A 24,252-nucleotide genomic window follows, 5' to 3' on the forward strand; every position below is an offset into this window, starting at 1 on the left:
CCATCCTCCGCCGCGCATCAGGGCCGCAGGTAGCCCAGCACGACCTCGACCACGTGCCTCTCCCGCGCCTCCAGCGCCGCCTCGGTGCCGAGATCCTCGCCGAAGATGGTCGAGAGCGTGTGCCGGTTCGCCACCCAGAAATGCCCGAGCGCGAGCATGGTGACGTAGAGCTGCAGCGGGTCCACGTCCCGGCGGAACACGCCCTCGGCCGCGCCGCGGTCGAGCACGGCGCGCAGGCTGTCCACCAGCGGCGAGTAGAGCGCCGGCACCGCCGCGCTGCGCCTGAGATAGGCGGCGCGGTGGATGTTCTCCTGGTTCAGCAGGGCGACGAATTCGGGATGCGCGGCGGTGTAGCGCAGGTTGAAGCGCACGAGGCGCGCCATCGCCTCCGGCGGGGGCAGGTGCTCGACCTCGAGCGCGCGCTCCTCCGCCCGCTTGGCGGCATAGGCGCGCTCCAGCACCGTCAGCCAAAGTTCTTCCTTCGAGCCGAAATGTGCGTAGAGCATCCGCTTGTTGGCGCCCGAGCGCGCGGCGATCTCGTCCACCCGCGCGCCCGCGAGCCCGTTCGCCGCGAACTCCGCGAGCGCCGCGTCCAGGATGCGCTGGCGCGTGGCCTGCGCGCGGACCGAGAGCGGGCGCGGGCCGTCCATCAGAACCGGCCGTCGCGCACTTCGAACTTCGTCGCCTTGCCGAGCGAGCGCCCGCCACCCGCCACCCAGCCCGCCACCCAGTCGAGCATGCGCGCGAGCGGCACCGAGGGGTAGCCGAACAGCGCGAAGGCGCGCGCCGCGTTGGAAAGCAGCGCGTCGGGCGCCTCCTCCCCCGCGAAGGCGGCCTCGCGCCCCAGGCGGCGGGCGAATTCGCGCGCCACCCAGCGGACGGAGACGGTCTCCGGCCCCGTCACGTTCAGGATGGGGCAGGAGGCGTCGGCATGGCGCAGCGCGCGCAGCGTCCAGGCATTGGCGTCGCCCTGCCAGATCACGTTGGCATGGCCCATGGCGAGCGGCACCGGCGTGCCGTGCAGCACCTTCGTCGCGATGTCGTGCAGCACGCCGTAGCGCAGGTCGATCGCGTAGTTCAGACGGATGCCGAAGCAGGCCGTGCCGCGCGTGGCCGCCGCGTGCTGGAACACGCGCTCGCGCCCCAGGCAGGAGGCGGCGTAGTCGCCCACCGGTGCGGGCGCGACATCCTCGGTCGCGCCGCCCGAGATCACGGGCACCAGCGGCAGCACATTGCCGGTCGAGAAGAAGACGATGCGCGAGGCGGCGTAGCGCTCGGCCACCATCGCCGGCAGCAGCACGTTCATCGCCCAGGTCAGCGCCTCGTTGCCGGTCGAGCCGAACTTGCGCGCGGCCATGAAGACCACGTTCGGCGCGTCGGGCAGGGCGGCGAGCGCGGCGCGGTCCGTCAGGTCGGCGGCGATGGTCTCCACGCCCCAGGATTCCATGCGCGCGCGCAGCCCTTCCTCGGACCAGCGGGCGACCGCGATGACGCGGCGGGCGGGGTCGGCGCGCCTGGCCTGGCGACACAGCGTCGGGCCCATCTTGCCGGCCGCGCCGAGCACCAGGATGTCCCCCGGCACGGCGGCGAGGTCGGCCTCAAGCGCGGGGTCGGGGCGGGAGAGCGCCTCCTCGAGCGTCTCCTCGTCGGCGATGGTGTCGGGCCAGGGCTGCACGGCGGGTCTCTCCTGCGCGCATCCTCGCGCCGGCGCCGCAGCCTGTCCATCGGGCCGGGATCAGGCGAGGAAGCCCCCGGGTGCGGCGCGCGCGAGTTCGACACCCTCGAGCGTGGCGCGGGTGACGAGGCAGTCATGGACCACCGCGCCGCCGGCATGGCGCAGCAGGCGCACCCGGTCCCCCGGCCGCAACCCGGGAACGCCGCCGACGACCGCGTGGCTGGCCGAGAGCATCCGCAGCACGCCCTCGCGCCGCTGCCAACCGATCAGCACGGCGCAGGGCTCGTCATGGGCGTAGAGCGGCGCCGGCTCCGGCGCCGATGCCGGGGTGGAGAGGCCGGTCCTGTCCGGCCGCAGCGCCGCCTCGGCGGGCATGTTCGTCATGGTGGGGCCTCCTGCCGCCGCGATGCGCGCCTGGCGCGCGGACGGGACGATAGGGGGCGGGCGTTAACGCGGGGTTGCGGCGGGGCGCGGTCAATCGGCCCCGGCGGCCGCGACGGTGACGATGCGCGGCAGCAGGAGGAAGACCTCCGCCTCGTCGCGCATCCGGCCCGCCCGCTCGCCGGCCTCGGGGCCCCATCCCTGGAAGAAGTCCGTGCGCGCGGGGCCGCGGATCGCCCCGCCGGTGTCCTGCGCCACCACCAGACGCCCGGCGGGCGGTGCGTCGCGCCGCGCCATCGGGTCGCGCACCATCACCCACATCGGCGCGCCGAGCGGGATGAAGCCGCGGTCCACCGCCACGCTGCGCTGCGGCGTCAGCGGCACGCCCATGGCGCCGATCGGGCCCTGGTCCGGGTCCAGCCCCTCGACGCGGCGGAAGAACACGAAGGAAGGGTTGTGGCGCATCAACTCGGTGGCGCGCTCATGCCCCGCGGCGGCGAGCCAGGCGCGGATCGCCTGCATGGACATCTGCTCGCGCGGGATCTCGCCGCGCTCGATCAGCACGCGCCCGATCGGCACATAGGGCCGCCCGTTCTGCCCGGCATAGCCGATCCGCAGCACCTCCCCGTCCGGCAGCACCACGCGGCCGGAGCCCTGGATGTGCAGGAAGAAGGCATCCGCCGGATCGTCCACCCAGACGAGTTCGAGCCCGCGCTCGGCCAGCGCGCCGGATTCGATCGCTGCGCGGTCGTGGAAGGGCTCGAGCCGCCCCTCCACCATCATGCCGAAGCGCCGGCGCAGCGGATTGCCGTTCACCGGCACCTCCATCAGCTCCGGCGGGCGGGCGAAGAGCGGGGTGCGATAGACCTCGTCCGCGGTGACCGAGCCGCGCAGGATCGGCTCGTAATAGCCGGTCATGATGCCGGGGCCGGCGGCGAAGGGCTCGAAATGCTGCTCGATGAAGGCACGCACCGCGGCGTCGCGCGCGGCCCGCCATTCGGCCATGCGGCGCTCATGCGCGCGGCCGGTCCCGGGGCGCGGGGGGCGCGGCAGGGCGCGTTCCAGCACGCGCAGCTCGGCGCAGAGGCCTGACCAGGCGGCCGCCGTCCCGGCCCGCAGCGCGGCCTCCTGCTGCCCGCCGAGCGGCGTCTCCGGGCGCATCGTCCGGAGCGCGGCGCAGCTTGCCTGCAGCGCGGGCAGCGCCTCGGCTTGGCGGTCGGCGGTCCAGCCGGGGAGGTCGGCGAAGGGCACCGCGCGCAGCAGCGGCGGCGCGGGGGGCGTGGCCTCCTGCGGCGCGGCCTCGGCCTCGGGCGGGGGGCCGCCATGCTGCGCCGCGGCGGGTGCGGCGAGCACGGCGCCGAGCAGGACCAGCGCGGCGACGAGGGTGCGGCCCCGCGCCGCCCGGGCCCGGGAAGGCCGCGCGGCCCGCCCGGCGGCAAGCCGCCGGCGCCGCGGGCGCGCACGGGGGCGCAAGCGGCAGGTCGGTCCTTTCGCCATGGGGATGACCTTACCCCGGCCCGGCCGGCGCCGCGAACCCCCCTGGGGGCTGGAAGGAGGGCCGCGGGCGCCCCGGTCCTGGGCTCAGGCGGACCGGGTTCCCACCAGCTTCCAGGTGGGATCGGACGAGCGAAGATCGCGCTGGAAGGTCCAGACGTCGGTGATCTCGGTCACCGCCTCCGCGCCCGCGCTGATCGAGCCGTCGCGCGCCGTCGTCACGTTCACCTGGTCGGAGACGATGCGCACCGTGATGTCGGCGATGCTGCCGCGCAGCTCGGCCGCCTCGATCGCCATGTCCTGGATGGCGCGGATCTCGGTGCGCTGCGTCTCGCCCGCCTGCTCGCGCGCGGTGATGGCGCCCTCGAAGCCGGCATAGGCGTCGTCGGAGAGGAGGTTGCGCAGCGTCTCGCGGTCGCCGGCGGCGAACGCCTCGACGATCATGCGGAAGGCGCCCTCCGCGCCGGCCAGGAAGGCGGCCGGGTCGAAGGCGGGGTCGATCTCGCGCATGCGGGAGAGGCCCTGGCCCGCGGCGCTGCGCGGGTCGGGCAGGCCGCGCGCGGCGGCGGGCTGGGGCGGGGGCAGCGCCTCCGGCCCGGGCAGCGGCGACTGGCCGATGCCGGGCGCGGCCTCGCCCTGCGGCGGCCGCTCGAAGCCGGTGCGGCGGCCGAGCACGCTGCGCAGGCGCAGGACCAGGAAGGCCGCGACCATCGCGAACAGGATCAGGTCTATCGGCAGGCCGCCACTCATGTCGCTCTCCTCACCGCCTTCACTTAGGCGCGTCGGGGGCCCGCCGCAACCGAAGACGGCCGCCTTGCCGGCCGCGCGCCCCACCGCTACGCCCCGGCCGGGCCCGCAACGGGAGACGCGCCGCATGATCCTGCTCCGCCACGGACAGAGCGAGTTCAACCTGCTCTTCACCCAGACGCGGCGCGACCCCGGCATCGCGGACCCGGTGCTGACGCCGCTCGGCCACCGGCAGGCCGAGGCCGCGGCCGAGGCGCTGGCGGCCGAGCCGATCCGCCGCATCCTCGTCTCCCCCTATCGCCGGGCGATCCAGACGGCGCTGCCGGTGGCGCGGCGGCTCGGGCTGCCCTTGAGCGTGACGCCGCTGGTGCGCGAGCGCTACGCCTTCACCTGCGACATCGGCAGCCCGCGCACCGAACTGGCCATGGCCTTCCCCGGCCTCGCCCTCGACCATCTGGAGGAGGTGTGGTGGCCGCCGCAGGAGGAGCCGGCGGACCAGGTCGAGGCCCGCGCCCGCCTCTTCCGCGCCGAGATGGCCGCGCTCGAGGACTGGGCGCACACGCTGGTCGTCTCCCACTGGGGCTTCATCATGGCCCTGACCGGGCAGAGCGTGACCAACGGGCAGATGCTGCGCGTGGACCCGAGGGCGCCGGCGCCGCAGGAGGTCTCGTGGAAGCACCCGTGAGGGGCGGGCAGCCGCGCCCCGCACCTCAGCCCCAGGGGTTGCGCCGCTTCGCGCCGCCCCAGGGGCCGGGCGCCATCGCCGCCGGGCGCATCGCGCCCTGGCCCATCCGGGCCGCGAGCTGCTGCAGCGCCGCGATGCGGTTCTCGGTGCGCGGATGGGTCGAGAACAGGTTGTCCATCCGCGCGCCCGAGAGCGGGTTGACGATGAACATGTGCGCCGTGGCCGGGTTGGCCTCGGCATTGTAGTTCTGGATGCGGTGGACGTAGCTCTCGAGCCGCGCGAGGCCGGAGGCGAGGCCGAGCGGATTGCCGGTGAGCTCCGCCGCCACCCGGTCCGCCTCGTATTCGCGCGAGCGGCTGATCGCCATCTGCACCACGGCGGCGGCGAGCGGGGCGAGGATCAGCATCAGGATCATCGCGATCGGGCCGAAGGGGCTCTGGTTGCGGTCGCGCTGCGCGCCGCCGAACAGCATGCCGAAATTGGCGAGCATCGAGATCGCGCCGGCGATGGTCGCCGTCACGGTCATGATCAGCGTGTCGCGGTTCTTGATGTGCGCCAGCTCGTGGGCGATCACGCCCTCGACCTCCTCCTCCGTCATCAGGTCGAGCAGCCCGGTGTTGACCGCCACCGCCGCATTGGCCGGGTTGCGGCCGGTGGCGAAGGCATTGGGCTGGTCCTCGTGGATGACATAGAGCGCGGGCATGGGCAGCCCGGCGCGCTGCGCGAGCCTCGCGGTCATCTGGTAGAGGCGCGGCGCGTCATGCGGCCCGATCGGCTGCGCGTTGTGCATGCGCAGCACCATCCGGTCGCTGTTCCACCAGGCGAAGAGGTTCATGCCGCCGGCGAACAGCAGCGCCAGGATCATGCCCTGCTCGCCCGCGATGGCGAAGCCGATGGCGCCAAACAGCGCGGTCAGCGCCGCCAGCAGCACGACTGTCTTGAGGTAGCCGCCCATGTCCGATTCCCTGCTGCGAACCCTCAACGGAGAGCCTAGATGTTGGTTGCCATGAGCGACACGCCAAACCCGCCCGCCCCCGACGCGCCCGCCGCGGATGCCGCGCCCGCGCCGCAGCCGCCGCCCCGCCCCGCCGCGCCAAGGCTGCCCAAGGAGATCGGCGGCCCCGCCGGCCCCGAGCCTACGCGCTTCGGCGACTGGGAGCGCAAGGGCCGGGTGAGCGACTTCTGATGCCGCTCGACGAAGGCCCGGCCCGTGGCCTGCCGCCGCGGCCGCAGGCGCGCAACGTGCTGGGCGGCGCGCTGCTGCCCTGCTCGGTCGCGCCGGTGACCGGCTTCTTCCGCGACGGCTGCTGCAACACCGGGCCGGCCGACCACGGGCTGCATGTGGTCTGCGCGGAGATGACGGCGGGCTTCCTCGCCTTCAGCCAGGCGGCGGGCAACGACCTCTCGACGCCGGTGCCGGAATACGGGTTCGGCGGGCTGAAGCCGGGCGACCGCTGGTGCCTCTGCGCCGTGCGGTGGGAGGAGGCGCGGCTGGCCGGCTTCGCACCCCCGGTGCTGCTGGAGGCGACGCACGAGGCCGCCCTGGCGGTGTGCCGGCGCGAGGACCTCGAGGCGCATGCGCTGGACCTGACGCGCGACTGATGCCCTGCGGACGAAGGATGAACCTTGGCCCGCAGGACATCAGGATCCGGTCCCGCGTGCGGCCGCGCCACCAGCCCCGCGCGCCAGAGCAGCGGGTGAAAGGTCAAGTCTTTCGCCCGCTGGCATGCGGCAGCACGACGCATTCGGCGCAACCATCGGCTCGCGGCCGCGCCGCGCGCCGGGAGCGCAAGGCGCCACCGCGCCCTGATCGGCCGCTTTCCCCGGCGCGCCGCCGCATGGCGCGAAGGCAGGGGCCGCATCCGCGGGATGTAAACCCCTACGCCGCGACGTGGCGGCGGCGCAGCGCGGCGATGCGGGCGATCACCGTCTCCACGTCGTAGGGCTTGCTGATCAGCTCGAACTCGCCGGCGCCGCCATGCTTGGCCAGCGCCTCGGCCGCGTAGCCGGAGGCGAGCAGCACGCCGATGCGCGGGCGCAGGCGCCGCGCCTCGCGCGCGAGGTCCACGCCCGTCATGCCGCCGGGCATGACCACATCCGAGAACAGGATGTCGGCCTGCACGCCCTCGCGCAGGAGTTGCAGCGCGGTGGGGCCGTCCGGCGCGGCGAGCACGGTGAAGCCGTAGTCGGTCAGCATGTCCACCGCGACGGCGCGCACGGCGGGCTCATCCTCGACCACCAGCACCGAGGTGCCCTGGCCCGAGCCCGGCAGCCTCGCGGGCGCGGCGGGGCGCGCCGCCGGCGCCTCCACCTCGGAGCCGAGCGGCAGGTAGAGCGTGACGGTGGTCCCGCGGCCGGGGGTGGACTGGATGGCGACATGCCCGCCGATCTGGCGCATGAAGCCGAACACCTGCGAGAGGCCGAGGCCGGTGCCCTCGCCCGCCTTCTTGGTGGTGAAGAAGGGCTCGAAGGCGCGCTCGCGCACCTCGGGGGACATGCCTTCGCCGGTGTCGCGCACCTCGACCGCGACATAGGGCCCGGGCTGGGCGTCCGGGTTGCCGGCCAGCGCCTGTTCCTGCAGCCAGGCGCGCCGCGTGACGATGCGCAGCTTGCCGCCCCGGGGCATGGCGTCGCGCGCATTGATCGCGAGGTTGAGCAGCGCCGCCTCGAGCTGCGCGGCATCGGCGCGGCAGGGCGGCAGCTTCTGGTCGAGCGCGAATTCGAGGATGATGGATTCATCGAGCGCGCGGCGCAGCAGCGGCCGGAAATCCTGCACCAGCGCATTGGCGTCCACGGTGGCGAGGACCAGCGGCTGGCGCCGCGCGAAGGCGAGCAGGCTGGCGTTCAGCCGCGCGCCGCGGTCCACCGCGGCGGCGGCGGCGGAGAGCAGGCGCTTCGTCCGCTCGTCCACCTGCCGGCCGAGATGGCGCTCGAGCGCGCGCACCGTGCCGAGGATGGCGGTGAGAAGGTTGTTGAAGTCGTGCGCCACGCCGCCGGTCAGCCGGCCGAGGCCCTCGAGGCGCTGGGCATTGCGCAGGTTCTCCTCGGCCACCTCGCGCCGCGCGATCTCGGCGCGCAGGTCGGCGGCGTTCTCCTCGAGCCGCGCGAGCGTCTCGCGGTCGCGCTCGGTGCGCCGGCGCAGCGCCAGCGCGGTGAGGGCGAGCATCGCCGCGGCGAGCGCGCAGGCCATGCCGATCACCGCCATGGCGATGGTCGCGCGCCGCTGCTCGGGCCGCTGCGGCAGGGTATAGACGATGCGCAGCGGCAGCCCGCCGACCTGCCGCCACGCGACGTATTGCAGCGCGCCGTCGTGGAACGGGTCGCCCGTGAGCGGGGTGCTGGCGGTCGGCTCGGCCTCGTAGGCCGCCTCGAGCGCGCCGTCGAGGGCGAGGCGCGCGGCGCCGTCGGCCGCCGCGTCCTCGCGCAGCAGGATGGTTCCGTCCTCGCGCACCAGGGCGAAGCGGCCGCCGGCGCTGCGCGCCGCTTCCCGCCAGGCGCCGAGGAAGGCCTCGCTGCGCAGCACGACGAGCGCGATGCCATCGAAGGGGCGGCCCTCGGGCGCGCGGGCGCGGCTGACCGCGAGGCCCGCCTCCTCCCCGAACAGCGCGCGCGGCGGCGGGTCGAAGGCGAGGCTGCGCTGCCCGTCGCGCAGCGTGCGCAGCGCCTCGAGCGCCGAGGCATCGGCCAGCGGCGCGATCTCGGGCGAGCCGCTGACCACCACCCGCCCGTCGGGGCGGATCAGCGCGAGGTGGCTGATCGCGGGCTTGGACTGCTCGATGCGCCGGAACTCAGGCTGGAGCTGGGCGCGGCGCTGCTGGAGCTGGGCCCAGCTCTGGCCGGCCGAGAGATCCTCGATGCGGTCGAGCCCGGCGAGGCCGCCCTCGATCACGCGCTGGACCTGCTCGCGCGCGAGCAGCGTCGCGATGGCGGCGTTGGTCGTGAGCTGGTCGTCGCGCTGCGCGCTGTCCCAGCGCACCAGGACCACGAAGAGCAGCAGCGGCACGATGACGGCGGCGGCGAGAATCACCGCCGGGCGCAGCGTCCGCCCGCCGGCGAGGCGCGTCGTGATCGGCCGCGATTCCACCTCTTCCACGCGTTCCCCTGGTCCGTCCCTGTGCGCCGCGCGCAGCCCCGGCCGCGGCGGGGGCGAGCCCATCATGCCACGGCCCAGGGCCCCGGCGCAGCGGGGAGGTTACGCGCTGCGCCCTGTCAGGGAAGGGAAAATCTGCGCGGCAGGGGCGGGGAGCTGCTCACTCCGCCGGCGCCGCGGCGGCGATGCGGCGGCGCTGGCGGGCCAGCCGCCACTCCTGCGCGAGTGCCATGACCGAGGTGAGCAGCATGAAGGCGGCCGCGGCGAAGAAGATCGCGCTGGGGTTGCCGGCATCCAGCAGCCAGCCGAACAGGGGCGGCCCGGCCATGCCGCCGAGGTTGAAGCCGGTCGAGACGATGCCGAACACCGCCCCCGCCTGACCCGGCGGCGCGGCGGCGCGCACCAGCATGTCGCGCGAGGGCATGATCATCCCCGAAAGGAACCCCGCCGCCGCCATGGCCGGCACCAGCATCAGCCCGCCCACCGCGCCGCTGCCCACCAGCAGGACCAGTCCAGCGGCCGAGCCGAAGCCGAAGGCGGCGACCAGGCCATGGTGCTTCGTGCGGTCGGCGACGATCCCGCCCGCCAGCACGCCGCCCGCGCTGGCGAAGAGGAAGGCGGTGAGCGCGGCATTCGCCATGGTCAGCGACAGGCCCTGCCCGTCCACCCAGGCGGCCACCGAGAAGTTCTGGATTCCGCCATTGGACATGGCGAGGGTGACGAAGAACAGCGTCATGGCCAGCACGGCGGGCGAGAGAACGCGCGTCGGCGCCCCCGCCGGCGCGGCGGCGGGCTTCGCGGCGGGGCTCTGCCTCGGCGCGGCCTCGCCGCCGCGCATCGCGACCAGCGGGATGGCGGCGAGTGGCCCGATCGCGCCGGCGGCGATGAGCGCCGCCGAGACGCCGAACAGCGCCGCGGTGCCGAGCACGAAGGCCGGCGCGATCGCCCCGCCAAGGAAGCCCGCGAAGGTGTGGATGGAGAAGGCGCGGCCGACGCGCTGCTCGCCGATCGCGGTGCCCAGGATGGCGTAGTCCGCCGGGTGGTAGACGCTGTTGGCGAGCCCGGCCAGCGCCGCCGCGACGATCAGCCAGGTGTAGCCGCCGGTCAGCCCGAGCAGGATGAAGGCCGAGCCGCCGAGCACCAGCGCGGCCGCCAGCATCCGCCGCGGCCCCAGCCGGTCCACCACGAAGCCCATCGGCGCCTGGGTGAAGAAGGAGACGACGTTGAACACCGTCAGCGCGAGGCCGAGCTCGACATAGGAGACGCCGAGGCTTTCGCGCAGCAGCGGGAAGAGCGGCGGCAGCACCAGGTAGTGCACATGGCTGACGAAATGCGCGGCGCAGATCTGCGCGAGCGTGCGCCTCTCCTGCGGGGTCCAGCCTGCGGCCATGCTCAATGCGCCTCCGCCCAGGAACGGCCGATGCCGACCTCGACCGCGAGCGGCACGCGCAGGGTCGCGACCGATTCCATGATGTGCTTCACCAGCCGGCCGGTGGCCTCGGCTTCGGCCTCGGGCACCTCGAAGACGAGCTCGTCATGCACCTGCAGCAGCATCCGCGCGGCCAGCCCCGCCTGCCGCAGCGCGCGCGGGATGCGCACCATGGCGCGCTTGATGATCTCGGCCGCACCGCCCTGGAAGGGGGCGTTGATGGCCGCGCGCTCGGCGCCGGCGCGGCGCATCGGGTCCTTGGCGGCGATGTCGGGGATCCAGAGCTTGCGGCCGAAGGGCGTGCGGACGAAGCCGTGGGTGCGGGCCTCCTCCTTGCAGCGTTCCATCTCCTGTCGGATGCCGGGGTATTGCGCGAAATAGGCGTCGATGATCGCGCGCCCCTCGGCCGGCGGGATGCCGAGGCGGGCGGCAAGTCCGAAGGCCGACATGCCGTAGATGATGCCGAAATTGATGGTCTTGGCCCGCCGCCGCGCCTCCTTGTCCACCTGCGCCGGGTCGAGGTGGAAGATCTCGGCCGCGGTGCGCGCGTGGATGTCCTCCCCGCGCGCGAAGGCCTCGCGCAGCGTCGGCACCTCGGCCAGGTGCGCGAGCAGGCGCAGCTCGATCTGGCTGTAGTCGGCGGCGAGCAGCACATGGCCCGGCTCGGCCACGAAGGCGCGGCGGATGCGCAGGCCCTCCTCGGTGCGGATCGGGATGTTCTGCAGGTTGGGGTCGTTGGAGGAGAGCCGGCCCGTGGAGGTGCCCGCCATGCCGTAGGAGGTGTGCACGCGCCGGTCGGCGGGGTCGATCTGCGCCGCCAGCGCCTCGACATAGGTGGATTTCAGTTTCGCGAGCTGCCGCCAGTCGAGCACGCGGGCGGCGAGTTCCACCCCCTGCGCGGCGAGGTCCTCGAGCACCGAGGCATCGGTGGAATAGGCCCCGGTCTTGCCCTTCCGCCCGCCGGCGAGCTTCATCTCGTCGAACAGGATCTCGCCGAGCTGCTTGGGCGAGCCGACATTGAACTCGCGCCCGGCCAGCGCGTGGATCCGCTTCTCCAGCACCGCGAGGCGGGCGGAGAAATCCTCCCCGATGCGCGCCAGTTCCGCGCCGTCCACCTTGATGCCGGCGGCCTCCATGTCGCGCAGCACGGCGATCATGCGGCGCTCGACCTGTTCGTAGAGCGCGAGCGCGCCCTCCTCGCGCAGCCGGGGCTTCAGGAGCAGCCACAGCCGCAGCGTCACGTCCGCATCCTCGGCGGCATAGGCGGTGGCGCGGTCGAGCGGCACGCGGGAGAAGGGAATGCGCGCCTTGCCCGTGCCCGTCACCTCGTCGAACCTGATCGGCTGGTGGTTGAGATGGAGCACCGACAGCTCGTCCATCCCATGCCCATGCTTCCCCGCCGCCATGGCGTAGGAGATCATCATCGTGTCGTCGATCGGCGCGATGGCGGCGAAGCCGCCATTCTCCGCCCGCGCGAAGACCTCGAGGTCGTATTTCGCGTGCTGGAACACTTTCAGCACGGTGGGGTCTTCCAGCAGCGGGCGCAGCAGTGCGAAGGCGCGCGCGGGCGGAACCTGCGCGGGCGCGGGCTGCGCCAGCATGTCGTCCGCATCGCCGTGGCGGATCGGCACGTAGCACGCCCTGCCCGGCGCGACGGCCAGCGAGAAGCCCACCATCCGCGCGCGCCGCGCGTCGAGGCTGTCGGTCTCGGTATCCAGGGCCACCACGCCGGCCGCGCCGGCCTGCGCGATCCAGGCCTCGAGCGCCGCCTCGCTCGTCACCGTCTCGTAGGGGCCGAAGGGGGCCGAGAGGTCCGGCGCGGCAGGACCCGGTGCGGGCGCATGGGTCAGCGCCGCGGGCGCGGCGCCGCGCCGCGGCGGCTCGTTGCCCTCGCCGAGCCGTCCCATGCGCGCGAGGAGGGAGCGGAAGCCCATGGCGCGCAGGAAGGATTCCAGCCGGTGGTCGGTCGGGGGCTTGGCGGCGAAGGCCTCGATGGGCTGGGGCAGCGGCGCATCCGCGTCGAGCATCACCAGCCGCTTCGAGATGCGCGCCTTCTCGGCGTTCTCGATCAGCGCCTCGCGCCGCTTGGGCTGCTTGATGCTCGCGGCGTTGGCGAGCAGGGATTCGAGGTCCCCGTATTCGGCGATGAGCTGCGCGGCGGTCTTGATGCCGATGCCCGGCACGCCCGGCACGTTGTCGGTGGAATCGCCGGCGAGCGCCTGCACCTCCACCACCTTCCCGGGCGGCACGCCGAACTTCTCGATCACCTCCGCCTCGCGGATCGGCTTCTGCTTGATGGGATCGAGGAGCTGCACGCCGGGCCGGACCAGCTGCATCAGGTCCTTGTCGGAGGAGACGATGGTGACGCGACCGCCTTCCGCCGTGAACGCCTTGGCATAGGCGGCGATCAGGTCGTCCGCCTCGTAGCCTTCCTGCTGCACGCGGGCGACGCCGAGCGCGTCCGTCGCCTCGCGGATCAGCTCGAACTGCGGCACCAGGTCCTCGGGCGGGTCGGGGCGATGGGCCTTGTAGTCGGGGTAGATGGCGTTGCGGAAATTCTCCCGCGCGGCGTCGAAGACCACGGCGATGTGGCTGGCCGCATGGCGGGTGAGGAACTGCGCCAGCATGGAGGTGAAGCCGTAGACCGCGTTCACCGGCACGCCCTGCGGGTTCGTCATCGGCGGCAGGGCGTGATAGGCGCGGAAGATGTAGCCGGAGCCGTCCACCAGGATCAGGTGGCGTTCGCCGGGCTTCACCTCGGGCAGGGATTCCGATGCGGCCGCCGCCTCGGCCATCGCGGCGCCCCGCGGCCGGCCGGCCTCCGGGGCCTTCGCGTCGTCAGTGCCCATGGTCCTCGCCTGCGCCCTCGGCGAGGACGTAGGTGATGGAGCAGTAGGGGCAGGTGACCTCGCGGTCCTCGACGTGCAGCCAGATGCGCGGATGGCCGAGGGCGCCATTGCCCTCCCCCTCGCAGGCCACCTTGCGGGAGCGCACCTCGATCCGCTGCTCCGGCGTCACGCCGGAAACGGGATGCGGGGCATAGCCTGTCATCAGGGGGTCGCGCATGACGGTCCTCGGTTCGGTCGGCCGCACCATAGTCGGCGCGGGCGTGGCGGGCCAGGGCGGCGGGCGATACGATGCTCCCATGATGAGCGCCACCGGTGAATACAGCACCGCGAGCAAGGCGCCCGCGCCGCCCGCCGGGCCCGGGCGCGCCCTCGGCCGCCGCCCCCTCCTCGCCGCCCTCGCGGCCGCGGGCTGCGCCCCCGCCCGCGCGCCGATGGGCCCGCCCGTCGCCGAGCCCTCCATCACCGGCGAGTTCCTCGTCATGGCCGATGGCGTGCGCCTGCCATTCCACGCCTGGCTGCCCCCCTCCCCGCCGCAGGCGGTGGTGCTCGGCCTGCACGGCATGAACGAGCACGCCCGCGCCTTCCTCGAGGACGCCGCGCCCTGGTTCGCCGCCGAGGGCATCGCGCTCTACGGCTACGACCAGCGCGGCTTCGGCGCGGCACCCCATCGCGGCATCTGGGCCGGGCACGCGACCATGGCCGCGGATGCGGGGCAGGCGGCGCGGCTGATCCGCGCCCGCCATCCCGGCGTGCCGCTGGTGATGATGGGCGAGAGCATGGGCGGCGCGGTGCTGCTGGTGGCCGGCGCCGGGCCCGCGCCGCCGCCGGCCGACGGCTATGTGCTGCTCGCCCCGGCGGTGGTCGGGCGCGCGGATCTCGGCTGGCTCGCGCGCGGGCTGCTCGACGTGCTGGTCACGCTGGTGCCGGTCATGGGCTTCGAGAACTCCGCCCCCGGCTTCATGCCCACCGACAACATCGAGGCCCTGCGCCGCTGGTCGCGCGATCCGCTGCTGCTCCGCCACACGCGGGTGGATGCGCTGGCGGGCCTCGTCGAGCTGATGGATGCCGCGGTCGCCGCCGCGCCGGGCTTCGAGCCACCGGCGCTGCTGCTCTATGGCGGGCGGGACCGGCTGGTGCCGGCGCGGCCGACCCGCGCGCTGCTCGCGCGCCTGCCCGCGCCGGAGCGCCAGCGCCCCGGCTTCTATCCGCGCGGCCACCACATGCTGCTGCGCGACCTGCAGGGCGAGACGGTGGCGCACGACATCGCCACCTGGGCGAAGGACCGCCGGGCGCGGCTGCCCTCGGGCGCCGAGGAGGCGGCGCGCGCCTGGCTCGCGGCGTGAGTCGGGGCGAGGCCGGGGCGCGCCCGCCGCCCTTCCTCGGCCATGACGGCGCGATCACCCTGCTCGCCGCGCTCGCGGTGGCCGCGCTCAGCCTCGGCATGGGGCCGCTGGCCGCGGCGCTGGCGGTGCGGCGCACGGCCCGGGACGCGCCCCTCGCCCCCGCAGCCGAGCCGGCGCGCATCCTGGTCCTGGGCCACCGGCTGGAGGCGGGCAGGCCCTCGGCCGCATTCGTCGCCCGCCTCGCCCGCGCGCTGGACCTCGCGCGGGCGCATCCGGGCGCGCAGGTGCTGGTGCTGGGGGGCGCGACCTCTCCCGGCGCGCCGGCCGAGGCGGAGATCGGCCGCGCCTGGCTGCTCGCCCACGGGCTGCCGGCGGGGCGGATCGGCGTCGAGACGACCTCCCGCCACACGCTCGAGAACCTGCGCCATCATCGCGCGGCGGGGCATGGGCCGGGCGTCGAGGCGCTGGTGACCAGCCGGCTGCACCTGCATCGCGCGCTGCTGATGGCGCGCGGCCTCGGCCTCGCGCCGCTGCCGGTGGCGGCGGAGCCGGCGCTGCCGCGCGCGCCGCTGCGCCTTGCCGCCGAGGGCTTCATGGTGCTGTGGTACCTGACCGGGCGATGGCTCGCGCGCGCGCTGCGGCGCCGCGCCTGGCTGGCGCGGATCGGTTGATCCGCCGCAAGGCCAAGCGGCGCGGTCCGGGGCATGTCCCGGCGAGCCCGCCCGGGCGGGAAGAACGCAAGGAAGGCAGATGAAAAGACGGACTCTTGTCGTCGCGGGGCCGGCGGTGCTGGCGGCGCTCGCGCTCGGGGCCTGCACGGCGCCGATCTACAACGTGCCGGGCCGCCGCTTCGATTCGCCCGCGCCCTTCGAGGCCCGCGCCGAGCAGATCCGCCGCGCCGCCGCCGGCCTCGGCTGGCAGACGGACCTGGTCCGCCCGGGCGTGATGCGCGCCACGCTGAACCTGCGCAGCCACGTCGCCGTGGTCGAGATCACCTACAGCGCGGACGCCTTCGCCATCCGCTACGTGGACAGCCGCAACCTGCAATACGACGGCAGCAGCATCCACAAGAACTACAATGGCTGGATCCAGAACCTCGAACGCGCCATCGCGCAGCAGCCGGTGAGCTGATACCAGCGGGCGAAGGGTTCGACCTTTCGCCCGCTGGTATCGCGCGCGGGGCTGGTGGGGCGGCCGCGCGCGGAACCAGATCCTCATGCCCTGCGGACAAAGGTCGATCCTTTGTCCACAGGGCATGAGCGCCCGCCCGCGCGCCGCCCGCGCCGCGCGGGGGCGCCTCGTCAGCCCGCCGTCGCCGGCGCCGGTGCGGGCGCGCGCGGCATCCGCACGAGCCCGTCCGGCCCCAGCCGGTAGCCGAAGCGGCGGGCGATGGTCAGCGCGCGATAGGCGGCCTTGAAGGCGAGGACCGGCACCTGCCGGTCCGGGTGCGCATGCACGTCTCCCGCCAGCAGGCTGATCAGGCCACGCTTCATGTTGAAGCGGTTGCTCGGCCACATGAACATGTCGCGCAGCACCGGCGTGTTGATGCGGTAGATCAGCCAGGAGAGCGAGCCGATCGCGCGCTTGACCTTCCGCTCGAAGGTGCGGGCCATCGCGGCCGCGCGCGCGGGGTCGTCGAGCCAGGTGTCGGCGACCTCCGATCCCATCTCCGCGCTCGCCATCGCGAGCAGCACGCCCGAGGAGAACACCGGGTCGATGAAGGCATAGGCGTCGCCGGCCATCAGCCAGCCATCCCCCTGCATCACCTTCGCGGCGTAGGAGTAGTTGCCGGTGGTGGTGACCTCGCTGATCAGCTCGGCCCGCGCGATCCGCCGCGCGACCGAGGGCACGCTTTTCAGCGTCGAGAGGAAGAAGGCCTCCACGCTGCCGCGCCGCCGCTTGAAGAAGGCGGGGTTGGAGACGACGCCGATGCTCATGACCCCGCCGGTCAGCGGGATCATCCAGAACCAGCCCTCGTCGAAGAGATGGACGGTGATGTTGCCGTCCTCCTCCTCGCCGAAGGGCGCGACGCCGCGGAAATGGCCGTAGATCGCGGCGGTGTTGTTGTGCGGGTTGCGCGCCTTGGTCCCCATCGCGGTGGCGAGGAAGGTGTCGCGGCCGGAGCAGTCCATCAGGAAGCGGGGGCGGAAATGCAGCATCGCCCCGTCCTCCGCGCGCGCCGTGACGCGGTGCCCGCCTCTCGCGTCGAGCGCGACATCGAGCACCCGCACCCCCTCGCGCGCATCGGCCCCGGCCTCGCGGGCGCGGGCGAAGAGGGCCTCGTCGAACTCGCTGCGGCGGACCTGGTAGGAATAGGTGAAGTCCGGGTTGAGCCCCTCGGCGAAGGAGAAGGCGGTGTGCTTGCCGTGCTCGTCCGAGACGAAGCGTGCGCCCGGCTTGTGCACCCCGATCGCGGCGATGCGGTCCGACACGCCGAGCCTGTGGAAGATCCGCAGGTTCAGCGGCAGCAGGCTCTCCCCGATGTGGAAGCGCGGATGGCGGTCCTTCTCGAGCATCACGACGTGGCGGCCCTTCTCGGCCAGCAGCGTCGCGGCGGTCGAGCCGGCGGGGCCGCCGCCGATGATCAGCACGTCGCAGCGGGTTTCGTCGGGCAGGTCACGCGAGGCGTCGAGCGGCATGGACACTGGTCCGGATGCTGTGGGGCGGTAGGATGCGCCTTCATACCAGCCGGGCCGCCGTGACCGAAACATCAACCTCGCCCCCGGGGCCGCTCGTCGTCGTGGTGCCCGCCTACCAGGAGGCGGCGACCATCGCCGGCGTGGTCGCAGGCCTGCGCGCCGCCGCCCCCGGCGTGCCGGTGCTGGTGGTGGATGACGGCTCGACCGACGGCACCGCCTCGGCCGCGGCGGCGGCGGGGGCCGAGGTGCTCGCCAGCCCGGCCAACGAGGGCAAGGGGGCGGCGCTGCGGCGGGGGATGCGCGCCGCGCTCGCCCGCGGGGCGGGGCTGGTCGCGACGCTCGACGGGGACGGGCAGCACCGCCCGCAGGACCTGCCGCGCCTGCTCGCCCTCGCCCGGGCCGACCGCATCGTGATCGGCTCGCGCCGCGGCGCGCCCGGCCAGCCCGCGGCCCGGCGCCGGGCGAACCGGGTGGCGGATTTCTGGATCTCCTGGGCCGCGCGCCACCCGGTCGCCGACAGCCAGTCCGGCTTCCGCATCTACCCCGCCGCCGCGCTCGCGGGGCTCGACCGCTACGAGGGCCGCGCCCGGCGCTTCTCCTTCGAGAGTGAGATCCTGATCGACGCCGCGCGCGCGGGCATCACCACCGTCGCGGCGGAGATCCCTGCCCTCTATGGCGAAACCCTTCGGCGGCGGAGCCATTTCAGACCCGTTGCGGATATCGCGCGTATCGTGATCATGGTGGCCGGCAAACTTCTGGCCCGGGGCATGGACCCGGCCGGACTGGTGCGGAGCCTCGCCCCGGCCCGGCGCAGCGACAGGGAGGGTGGATGATGCTTGCTCGTCGTGATGTGCTGCGGCGCGGGATGCCGGTGCTGGTCGCCCTGGGCGGCGGCATCGGCCTCGGCGCCTGCCGCGCCCAGCCGATCTACCAGAGCACCGGCGCGCAATTCCCCGGCCGGGGCAACCTCGCCGAGCGCGAGGCGCAGATCCGCCGCGCCGCCGCCAGCCAGGGCGGCTGGCACCTCCAGTCCATCCGGCCCGGGTTGCTGCGCGGCACCAACACCTGGCGCAGCCACCAGATGACGGTGGACATCGCCTTCGACGTGCGCGGCTTCTCCATCACCTATGTGAACAGCGTCAACCTGGACTACAGCGGCGGGCAGATCCACAGCGCCTACAACGACCGCGTCCGGGCGCTGGAATCGGCGATCCTGCGCGGCGCGTGACGGCCGGCCGCGCCCGTTCCGGCGGGCGCGGGGCCGGCGCTCAGCCCTTCACGGCGTAGCCTTCCTCCTCCACCGCCATCGAGACGACATGGCGGGGCAGGGCCGTCTCGGCCTTCACCGTGCCGTCGGCGAGGTCCACCACCACCTTCGCGTCCGGGTCCTTCGCCTGGATCGCGGCGGTCACCGCCTTCACGCAATGGCCGCAGGACATGCCCTCCACCTTCAGCGTGATGGTCGGGCCTTCGGGCTTGCTCATCGGTTCAGTCCTTCCGTGCGAGGTCGTCGAGGATGGGGCAGTCGGGGCGGTCATCCCCGTGGCAATGGGCGGCGAGGTGGCGCAGGCTCGCGGCCATGCGGCGGAGCGAATCGGCCTTGCTCTCCAGCGCGGCGACATGCGCCAGCGCAAGCCGCTTCACCTCGGCCGAGGCGCGATTGCGATCCTGCCACAGCGCGAGCAGCCGGCGCACGTCCTCGAGCGGGAAGCCGAGGTCGCGGGCATGGCGGATGAAGCGCAGCACGGCGACGTCGCGCTCGCCATAGACGCGGTAGCCGTTGGCGCTGCGCACCGCGCCGATCAGGCCGATCGCCTCGTAGTGGCGGATCATCTTGGCGCTCACGCCCGAGCGCGCGGCGGCCTCGCCGATGTTCATCGCCCGCCCTCCCGCGGCCGCCAGCGCGCGAGCATCAGCGCCGAGGTCAGCACGCTGACCGAGGAGGCCGCCATCGCCGCCCCCGCCACCACCGGGGAGAGCAGCCCGAGCGCCGCGAGCGGCAGCCCCACCACGTTGTAGGCGAAGGCCCAGACCAGGTTGTGGCGGATCTTCGCGCGCGTGCGCCGCGCCACCTCGATCGCGGCCGGCACCAGCGCCGGGTCCCCGCGCAGCAGCGTGATGCCCGCGGCGGCGATCGCCACATCGGTGCCGGTGCCCATGGCGATGCCGAGATCGGCCTGCGCGAGCGCCGGCGCGTCGTTGACCCCGTCGCCGACCATCGCCACGCGATGCCCCTCGGCCTGCCAGGCCGCCACGCGCTCGGCCTTGCCCTCGGGCAGCACGCCCGCGGCCACCTCGTCGAGGCCGAGGGCGCGGGCGGCGGCCTCGGCGGCCTCGGGGATGTCCCCGCTCAGCATCGCCGCGCGCAGCCCCATCGCGCGCAGGCCCGCGACCGCCGCCGCCGCCCCCGGCTTGGCGGCGTCCTCGAAGGCCAGCAGCGCGAGGACGCGCGTGCCCTCGATCAGCCAGGCGAGGCTGCGGCCCTGCCCGGCCTCGACGGCGGCGGCGGCGGCCAGCGCGCCCGGCTCGGCGCCGCGTTCGGCGAGCAGGCGCGGGCTGCCGAGGGCGATGCGCCGGCCCTCGGCCAGCCCCTCCACGCCGCGGCCGGGCAGGGCGCGGAACGCCGCCGCCGGGGCCGCCGGGCCATGGGCGGCGAGCACGGCGCGCGCCAGCGGATGCTCGCTGCCCGCCTGCAGCGCGGCGGCGAGGCGCAGCGCCTCGGCCTCCGTCACGCCGTCGGCCGGGTGCAGCGCGGCGAGGCGCGGGCGCCCCTCGGTCAGCGTGCCGGTCTTGTCGAAGGCGACAAGGGTGATCGCGCCGGCGCGCTCGATCGCCTCGGCGTCGCGGATCAGGATGCCGGCGCGCGCCGCCGCCCCGGTGCCGGCCATGATCGCCGCCGGGGTGGCGAGGCCGAGCGCGCAGGGGCAGGCGATCACGAGCACCGAGACGGCGGTGACGATCGCCGTCTCCGCCTCCGCCCCGGCCGCCAGCCAGGCGGCGAGCGTGACGGCGGCGAGCGCGAGGACCAGCGGCACGAAGACCGCGCTGACGCGGTCCACCAGCTTCTGCACCGGCGCGCGCGAGGCCTGGGCGGCGGCGACCAGCGCGGCGACGCGGGCGAGCACCGTCTCCCCGCCCACCGCCGTGACGGTGACGACGAGCCGCCCGTCGAGCGCGACGGTGCCGGTGGCGACGGCGCTGCCGGGCTCCTTCTCGACCGGGCGGCTCTCGCCGGTCAGGGCGCTCTCGTCCACCCCGGCGCGGCCCTCGGCGACCACGCCGTCGGCGGGGATGCGCTCGCCGGGGCGGACCACCACCGCATCGCCGGGGGCGAGGGCGGCGACCGGCACTTCGGTCTCGGCGCCGTCCGCGAGGCGCCGCGCGGTGCGCGGAGCCAGGCCGAGCAGGGCGCGGATGGCCGCCCCGGTGGCGCGCTTGGCCCGCGCTTCCAGCCATTTGCCGAGCAGGATGAAGAAGACGACGACCGCCGCCGCCTCGAAATAGAGGTGATGCCCATGCGCGCCATGCGCGAGGAGCAGGTAGAGCGAGAGCCCCCAGGCCGCGCCCGTGCCGATCGCCACGAGCTGGTCCATGTTGCCGCTGCCCGCGCGCAGCGCCGCGAAGCCGGCCCGCCAGAAGCGCGCGCCGAGGCCGAAGACCACCGGTGTCGCGAGCGCGAGCTGCCACCAGCCGCCGGGCATCCAGTCGAGCCCGAGGGGCATCCCGGCCATGCCGACGAGGAAGGGCGCGGTGAGGATGGCGGCGAGGATCAGGTCGCGCCGTTCCCGCGCCGCGCCGGGATCGGCCGCCTCGCTCGCCTCCGCGCCGAGCAGGCGGTAGCCGGCGCGCGCCACCGCCGCACCCAGCGCGGCCTCCTCCGTGCCGGCGACGGCGCGGACATGCGCGCGCTCGGTCGCGAGGTTCACCCGCACCTCCAGCACCCCCGGCACGCGGGCCAGCGCCCGCTCGACCCGTCCGGTGCAGGAGGCGCAGGTCATCCCGCCCACGCTGAGGTCGAAGGCGACCTCCGGCACCGCATAGCCCGCGCGCGCCACGGCGGAGGCGAGCGCGGCCGTGTCGGCGCTTCCGGTCACCTCCGCCTGGCCGGAGGCGGGGTTGACCTCCGCCCCCGTCACCCCGGGCACGGCAAGCAGGGCCCGGCGGACGCGGCCGGCGCAGGCGGCGCAGCTCATGCCCTCGATGGGCAGGAAGCGGCGCTGCGGGGCGGTGGGGGCTTCGGGCATGGAGGGCGATCTGGCCCTTCCCAATATGGGAAGGTCAAGGCCCGCCGATTGACACCGCGCGGCGGCGAAGCGACATGCGCTGTCATGCGGCATCGTATCGTCGTCGCGCTGGCGCTGGCCCTCGGCGCCGGCCAGGCCTTCGCGCAGAACGAACCCTTCCGCATCGCCAACCGCGCGGGCGAGGCGGCGACCGCGCTGCACATCGTGCGCAGCGGCACGGCGGAATGGGGCGGCAACATCCTGCGCGGCCCGCTCGGCTCCGGGGAGCTCTTCGCGCTGCGCGCGCCCGAGGGTGCCGGCTGCCGCTTCGACATCCGCCTCGTGCTGCAATCGGGCCGGGAATCCGTCCGCCGCGGGGTGGATGTCTGCCAGGAGCGGACGGTCGCCATGGCCGAGGAGTTCGGCCCGGTGGCGCCGGCCGCGCGCGGCCCGCGCTGATCCGGCGCGATGGCGATTGACGGCGGCCGGCCGGCTGCCGACATGCTGAGGCCATGAGATCCTTCGCCCTGCCCGCGGCCCTCGCGCTGGCGCTCGCCGCGCCGGCGGCCTTCGCGCAGTCCGAGCCCTTCCGCGTGGTCAACCGGACGCCGGAGGCGGCGGTGGCGCTGCATGCGGTGCGCAGCGGGCGGCAGGACTGGGGCGGCAACCTGCTCAACCGCGGGCCGCTCGGCCCCGGCGGGCAATTCGCGCTGCGCCCGGCCGAGGGCGCGGGCTGCGCCTTCGACCTGCGGATGGTGCTGCGCGACGGGCAGGAGATCGTCCGCCGCAACGCCGACATCTGCGCCGAGCGCACGGTGGTCATGGCGCTGCCGCCGCAGGCCCTGCTGCCGCCGCAGGCCGCGCGGCCGCCGGTCGCGGCGCCGGGCGGCGGCCTGCCGGGCGCCAAGCCGCCGGCCCTCGGCCCCTCCGAGGCCGGCGCGCGCCCCGCGCCGCCGCCCGCCGCGGGCGCGCGGCCCAACCCGCAGGCGCGCGTCGCCTCGGGCACCGGCTTCGTCGTCGCGCCCGAGCGGGTGCTGACCAACCAGCATGTCATCGAGGGCTGCAGCCGGCTCTTCGTCCGCACCGCCGAGAACCGGATGCTGCCGGTGGTCGAGGTGCAGGGGCATGACGCGGTGCGCGACCTCGCGCTGCTGCGCGTGCAGGGCAACCCAGGGCCGGTGCTCGCCTTCCGCGCCAATCCGGTGCGCCGGGGGGAGGGCGTCGTGACCTATGGATTCCCGCTGGCGGGCCTGCTCTCCTCGGGGCCGACGCTGACGACGGGCGAGGTCAGCGCGCTGGCCGGCCTCGGCGACAACCAGCAGCAGTTCCAGATCAGCGCGCCGGTGCAGCAGGGCAATTCGGGCGGGCCGCTGCTCGACCGCCAGGGCCATGTCATCGGCGTCGTCGTCTCCAAGCTGAATGCCGCGCGCATCGCCCAGCGCACCGGCGACATCCCTCAGAACGTGAACTTCGCGGTGAAGGGGACCGAGGCGGTGGCCTTCCTGCGCCGCCACGGCGTGACCCCCGTGATGCGCGAGAGCCAGGGCGCCGAGCGCAGCGCCGCCGAGGTGGGCGAGCAGGCGCACCCCTCCACCGTCTTCATCCGCTGCGAGCGGTAGGCGCGATGGCGGCGGGCGGGGGGTTCGGCCCGTCCTCCGCCGGCATCGCGCGCGGGGCCGCAAGGCCGATGCCCGGCGGCTGAGGGCGGCCCCGACCGGCGGGGATCACGCCAGCGGGCGAAAGGTTTGGCCTTTCACCCTCTGCTATGGCGCGCGGGGCTGGTGGGGCGGCCGCGCGCGGAACCAGATCCTGATGCCCTGCGCGCAAAGGTTGATCCTTTGTCCGCAGGGTATCAGCCCCCGGCGAGCCGCGCCGCCGCCTCCCGATGCGCGGCGAAGGCGGGGGCGGGGCGATGCTCCGCGAGGAAGGCGGCGAAGCCGGCGAAGGACTGCCGCGCCGCATCGCCCGGCAGCGCGCCGGTCGCCTGCCAGTAGCGCAGCGCCAGCAGCCAGGTCGCGGCGACATCCGTCTCGCAGTATTCGGCGACCGCGGCGCCGCGGCCCGCCGCCATGGCGGGCTCGACCTCCGCACCGTCCATCCCGGCCTTGGCGGTCAGGCCGATCAGCGCGCAGGCCTCGGCCAGCGAGGGCATGGGCGAGGCGCGGAAGCCCGAGAGCCGGTCCGCGAGGTCGAGATGGTCGCGCCCGTAGCGATAGCCGTAGTCCCGCCCATTGGCCCCGTGGAGCGAGGGCATCGCCACCCCGGTCGCGATCGCGCGGTAGCGCAGCACCGGCAGGTCGAAGCCCGAGGTGTTGAAGCCCACGAGCAGCGGCGCCGGGCGCTGGGCGATGCTCCGCTCGAACAGGGCCAGGATCTCGGCCTCCGCCGTCTCGCCGACATGCCGCGCGGCCATGCGGCGCACGCGCCAGGGCTCCTCCGCGCCGTCGCGCTCGGCGACCAGCAGCGCGAGGCAGGCCAGCGCATGCAGCGGCGGCTTGAGGAAGGCGGTGGCGGGGTCCTGGCCGTCCCGCGCCTGGCGGGCGCCGAGGCGGGCGCGCAGCGCGGCATCGTCCAGCCCCTCGGCGGCCTCGCCCAGCAGGGCGCGGCCGGCGGCGAGGTCGGGGACGGTCTCGATGTCGAAGGCGACGGCGCGTTCCATGGGCGGGAGTATGGCGGGAAAGCGGGAGGGGCGCCGCC

Annotated in this window: 25 protein-coding genes; 10 read left to right on the top strand and 15 right to left on the bottom strand. The window is 74.8% G+C overall.

The window, feature by feature from the left end:
- Window positions 1-17: 17 nt before the first annotated feature.
- The 5 genes from FHS88_RS02180 to FHS88_RS02200 form a co-directional block, all read right to left on the bottom strand.
- Window positions 18-650 carry a TetR family transcriptional regulator gene (locus FHS88_RS02180; protein ID WP_184480827.1) on the bottom strand — a complete coding sequence of 211 codons (633 nt, stop codon included), beginning with the start codon at window positions 648-650 and terminating at the stop codon, window positions 18-20.
- Entirely contained in the window at window positions 650-1,675 is a 1,026-nt protein-coding gene (locus FHS88_RS02185; RefSeq protein ID WP_211842772.1) for an NAD-dependent epimerase/dehydratase family protein, read from the bottom strand. Before FHS88_RS02185 ends, FHS88_RS02180 begins: the two co-directional genes overlap by 1 nt.
- Before the next feature lie 60 nt (window positions 1,676-1,735).
- A complete protein-coding gene (locus tag FHS88_RS02190; RefSeq protein WP_184480829.1) occupies window positions 1,736-2,059 on the bottom strand; it encodes a hypothetical protein in 324 nt (107 codons plus the stop codon).
- A gap of 90 nt (window positions 2,060-2,149) precedes the next feature.
- On the bottom strand, window positions 2,150-3,409 hold the full coding sequence (gene mltA / locus FHS88_RS02195; protein WP_338146350.1) for a murein transglycosylase A: 1,260 nt from the start codon (window positions 3,407-3,409) through the stop codon (window positions 2,150-2,152).
- 228 nt (window positions 3,410-3,637) lie between these two features.
- Window positions 3,638-4,300 (bottom strand): Tim44/TimA family putative adaptor protein, encoded by a 663-nt coding sequence (locus FHS88_RS02200; protein WP_184480833.1) that lies wholly within the window; start codon window positions 4,298-4,300, stop codon window positions 3,638-3,640.
- 124 nt (window positions 4,301-4,424) lie between these two features.
- On the opposite strand from FHS88_RS02200, the gene FHS88_RS02205 reads away from it, so the two are divergent.
- Window positions 4,425-4,982 carry a histidine phosphatase family protein gene (locus FHS88_RS02205; protein WP_184480835.1) on the top strand — a complete coding sequence of 186 codons (558 nt, stop codon included), beginning with the start codon at window positions 4,425-4,427 and terminating at the stop codon, window positions 4,980-4,982.
- A 25-nt stretch (window positions 4,983-5,007) separates the two neighbouring features.
- On the opposite strand, the gene htpX is transcribed toward FHS88_RS02205, so the two are convergent.
- Entirely contained in the window at window positions 5,008-5,937 is a 930-nt protein-coding gene (gene htpX / locus FHS88_RS02210; protein WP_184480837.1) for a zinc metalloprotease HtpX, read from the bottom strand.
- Between the two features lie 51 nt (window positions 5,938-5,988).
- On the opposite strand from htpX, the gene FHS88_RS02215 reads away from it, so the two are divergent.
- Window positions 5,989-6,168: a DUF1674 domain-containing protein gene (locus FHS88_RS02215; RefSeq protein WP_184480839.1), complete on the top strand. Its 180-nt coding sequence runs from the start codon at window positions 5,989-5,991 to the stop codon at window positions 6,166-6,168.
- Entirely contained in the window at window positions 6,168-6,584 is a 417-nt protein-coding gene (locus FHS88_RS02220; protein WP_184480841.1) for a DUF2237 family protein, read from the top strand. The genes FHS88_RS02215 and FHS88_RS02220 overlap by 1 nt, the downstream gene beginning before the upstream one ends.
- A gap of 277 nt (window positions 6,585-6,861) precedes the next feature.
- On the opposite strand, the gene FHS88_RS21170 is transcribed toward FHS88_RS02220, so the two are convergent.
- From FHS88_RS21170 to FHS88_RS02240, 4 genes are all read right to left on the bottom strand, one after another.
- Entirely contained in the window at window positions 6,862-9,075 is a 2,214-nt protein-coding gene (locus tag FHS88_RS21170; protein WP_184480843.1) for an ATP-binding protein, read from the bottom strand.
- Between the two features lie 157 nt (window positions 9,076-9,232).
- A complete protein-coding gene (locus tag FHS88_RS02230) occupies window positions 9,233-10,462 on the bottom strand; it encodes an MFS transporter (RefSeq protein WP_184480845.1) in 1,230 nt (409 codons plus the stop codon).
- 2 nt (window positions 10,463-10,464) lie between these two features.
- Window positions 10,465-13,296, bottom strand: a complete 2,832-nt coding sequence (gene polA, locus FHS88_RS02235) for a DNA polymerase I (RefSeq protein WP_184481322.1) — start codon at window positions 13,294-13,296, stop codon at window positions 10,465-10,467.
- Window positions 13,297-13,339: 43 nt separating this feature from the next.
- A complete protein-coding gene (locus FHS88_RS02240; RefSeq protein ID WP_184480847.1) occupies window positions 13,340-13,567 on the bottom strand; it encodes a zinc-finger domain-containing protein in 228 nt (75 codons plus the stop codon).
- A gap of 82 nt (window positions 13,568-13,649) precedes the next feature.
- Between FHS88_RS02240 and FHS88_RS02245 the strand changes: the two genes are divergently transcribed.
- The 3 genes from FHS88_RS02245 to FHS88_RS02255 all read left to right on the top strand — a co-directional run bounded on the left by FHS88_RS02245 (window position 13,650) and on the right by FHS88_RS02255 (window position 15,824).
- A complete protein-coding gene (locus FHS88_RS02245; RefSeq protein ID WP_184480849.1) occupies window positions 13,650-14,693 on the top strand; it encodes an alpha/beta fold hydrolase in 1,044 nt (347 codons plus the stop codon).
- On the top strand, window positions 14,690-15,364 hold the full coding sequence (locus tag FHS88_RS02250; protein WP_184480851.1) for an ElyC/SanA/YdcF family protein: 675 nt from the start codon (window positions 14,690-14,692) through the stop codon (window positions 15,362-15,364). Before FHS88_RS02245 ends, FHS88_RS02250 begins: the two co-directional genes overlap by 4 nt.
- A 79-nt stretch (window positions 15,365-15,443) precedes the next feature.
- On the top strand, window positions 15,444-15,824 hold the full coding sequence (locus FHS88_RS02255) for a hypothetical protein (RefSeq protein WP_184480853.1): 381 nt from the start codon (window positions 15,444-15,446) through the stop codon (window positions 15,822-15,824).
- 170 nt (window positions 15,825-15,994) lie between these two features.
- Here FHS88_RS02255 and FHS88_RS02260 read toward each other — a convergent pair whose 3' ends face one another.
- Window positions 15,995-17,332, bottom strand: coding sequence for an NAD(P)/FAD-dependent oxidoreductase (locus FHS88_RS02260; RefSeq protein ID WP_184480855.1), 1,338 nt, complete (start codon window positions 17,330-17,332; stop codon window positions 15,995-15,997).
- 59 nt (window positions 17,333-17,391) lie between these two features.
- Between FHS88_RS02260 and FHS88_RS02265 the strand changes: the two genes are divergently transcribed.
- Window positions 17,392-18,165, top strand: coding sequence for a glycosyltransferase (locus FHS88_RS02265; protein ID WP_221244293.1), 774 nt, complete (start codon window positions 17,392-17,394; stop codon window positions 18,163-18,165).
- Window positions 18,165-18,560, top strand: a complete 396-nt coding sequence (locus FHS88_RS02270; RefSeq protein WP_184480859.1) for a hypothetical protein — start codon at window positions 18,165-18,167, stop codon at window positions 18,558-18,560. Before FHS88_RS02265 ends, FHS88_RS02270 begins: the two co-directional genes overlap by 1 nt.
- 40 nt (window positions 18,561-18,600) lie before the next feature.
- Here FHS88_RS02270 and FHS88_RS02275 read toward each other — a convergent pair whose 3' ends face one another.
- The 3 genes from FHS88_RS02275 to FHS88_RS02285 are packed head-to-tail and all read right to left on the bottom strand — an operon-like array spanning window position 18,601 to window position 21,576.
- The gene (locus FHS88_RS02275; RefSeq protein WP_184480861.1) at window positions 18,601-18,816 is read right to left on the bottom strand and encodes a cation transporter; all 216 of its coding nucleotides are present in this window, start codon (window positions 18,814-18,816) and stop codon (window positions 18,601-18,603) included.
- Window positions 18,817-18,820: 4 nt separating this feature from the next.
- Entirely contained in the window at window positions 18,821-19,210 is a 390-nt protein-coding gene (cueR, locus tag FHS88_RS02280; protein ID WP_184480863.1) for a Cu(I)-responsive transcriptional regulator, read from the bottom strand.
- On the bottom strand, window positions 19,207-21,576 hold the full coding sequence (locus FHS88_RS02285) for a heavy metal translocating P-type ATPase (RefSeq protein ID WP_184480865.1): 2,370 nt from the start codon (window positions 21,574-21,576) through the stop codon (window positions 19,207-19,209). Before FHS88_RS02285 ends, cueR begins: the two co-directional genes overlap by 4 nt.
- A gap of 84 nt (window positions 21,577-21,660) precedes the next feature.
- Here FHS88_RS02285 and FHS88_RS02290 point away from each other — a divergent pair, with 84 nt between their 5' ends.
- Window positions 21,661-22,014 (top strand): hypothetical protein, encoded by a 354-nt coding sequence (locus FHS88_RS02290; RefSeq protein ID WP_184480867.1) that lies wholly within the window; start codon window positions 21,661-21,663, stop codon window positions 22,012-22,014.
- 53 nt (window positions 22,015-22,067) lie between these two features.
- A complete protein-coding gene (locus tag FHS88_RS02295) occupies window positions 22,068-23,174 on the top strand; it encodes a S1C family serine protease (protein WP_184480869.1) in 1,107 nt (368 codons plus the stop codon).
- Window positions 23,175-23,407: 233 nt separating this feature from the next.
- Here the strand turns inward: FHS88_RS02295 and FHS88_RS02300 are convergent, their stop codons facing one another.
- A complete protein-coding gene (locus FHS88_RS02300; RefSeq protein WP_184480871.1) occupies window positions 23,408-24,214 on the bottom strand; it encodes a 3'-5' exonuclease family protein in 807 nt (268 codons plus the stop codon).
- Window positions 24,215-24,252: the final 38 nt, after the last annotated feature.

The organism is Neoroseomonas alkaliterrae, from assembly GCF_014199195.1.
GTDB classification, from domain to species: domain Bacteria; phylum Pseudomonadota; class Alphaproteobacteria; order Acetobacterales; family Acetobacteraceae; genus Neoroseomonas; species Neoroseomonas alkaliterrae.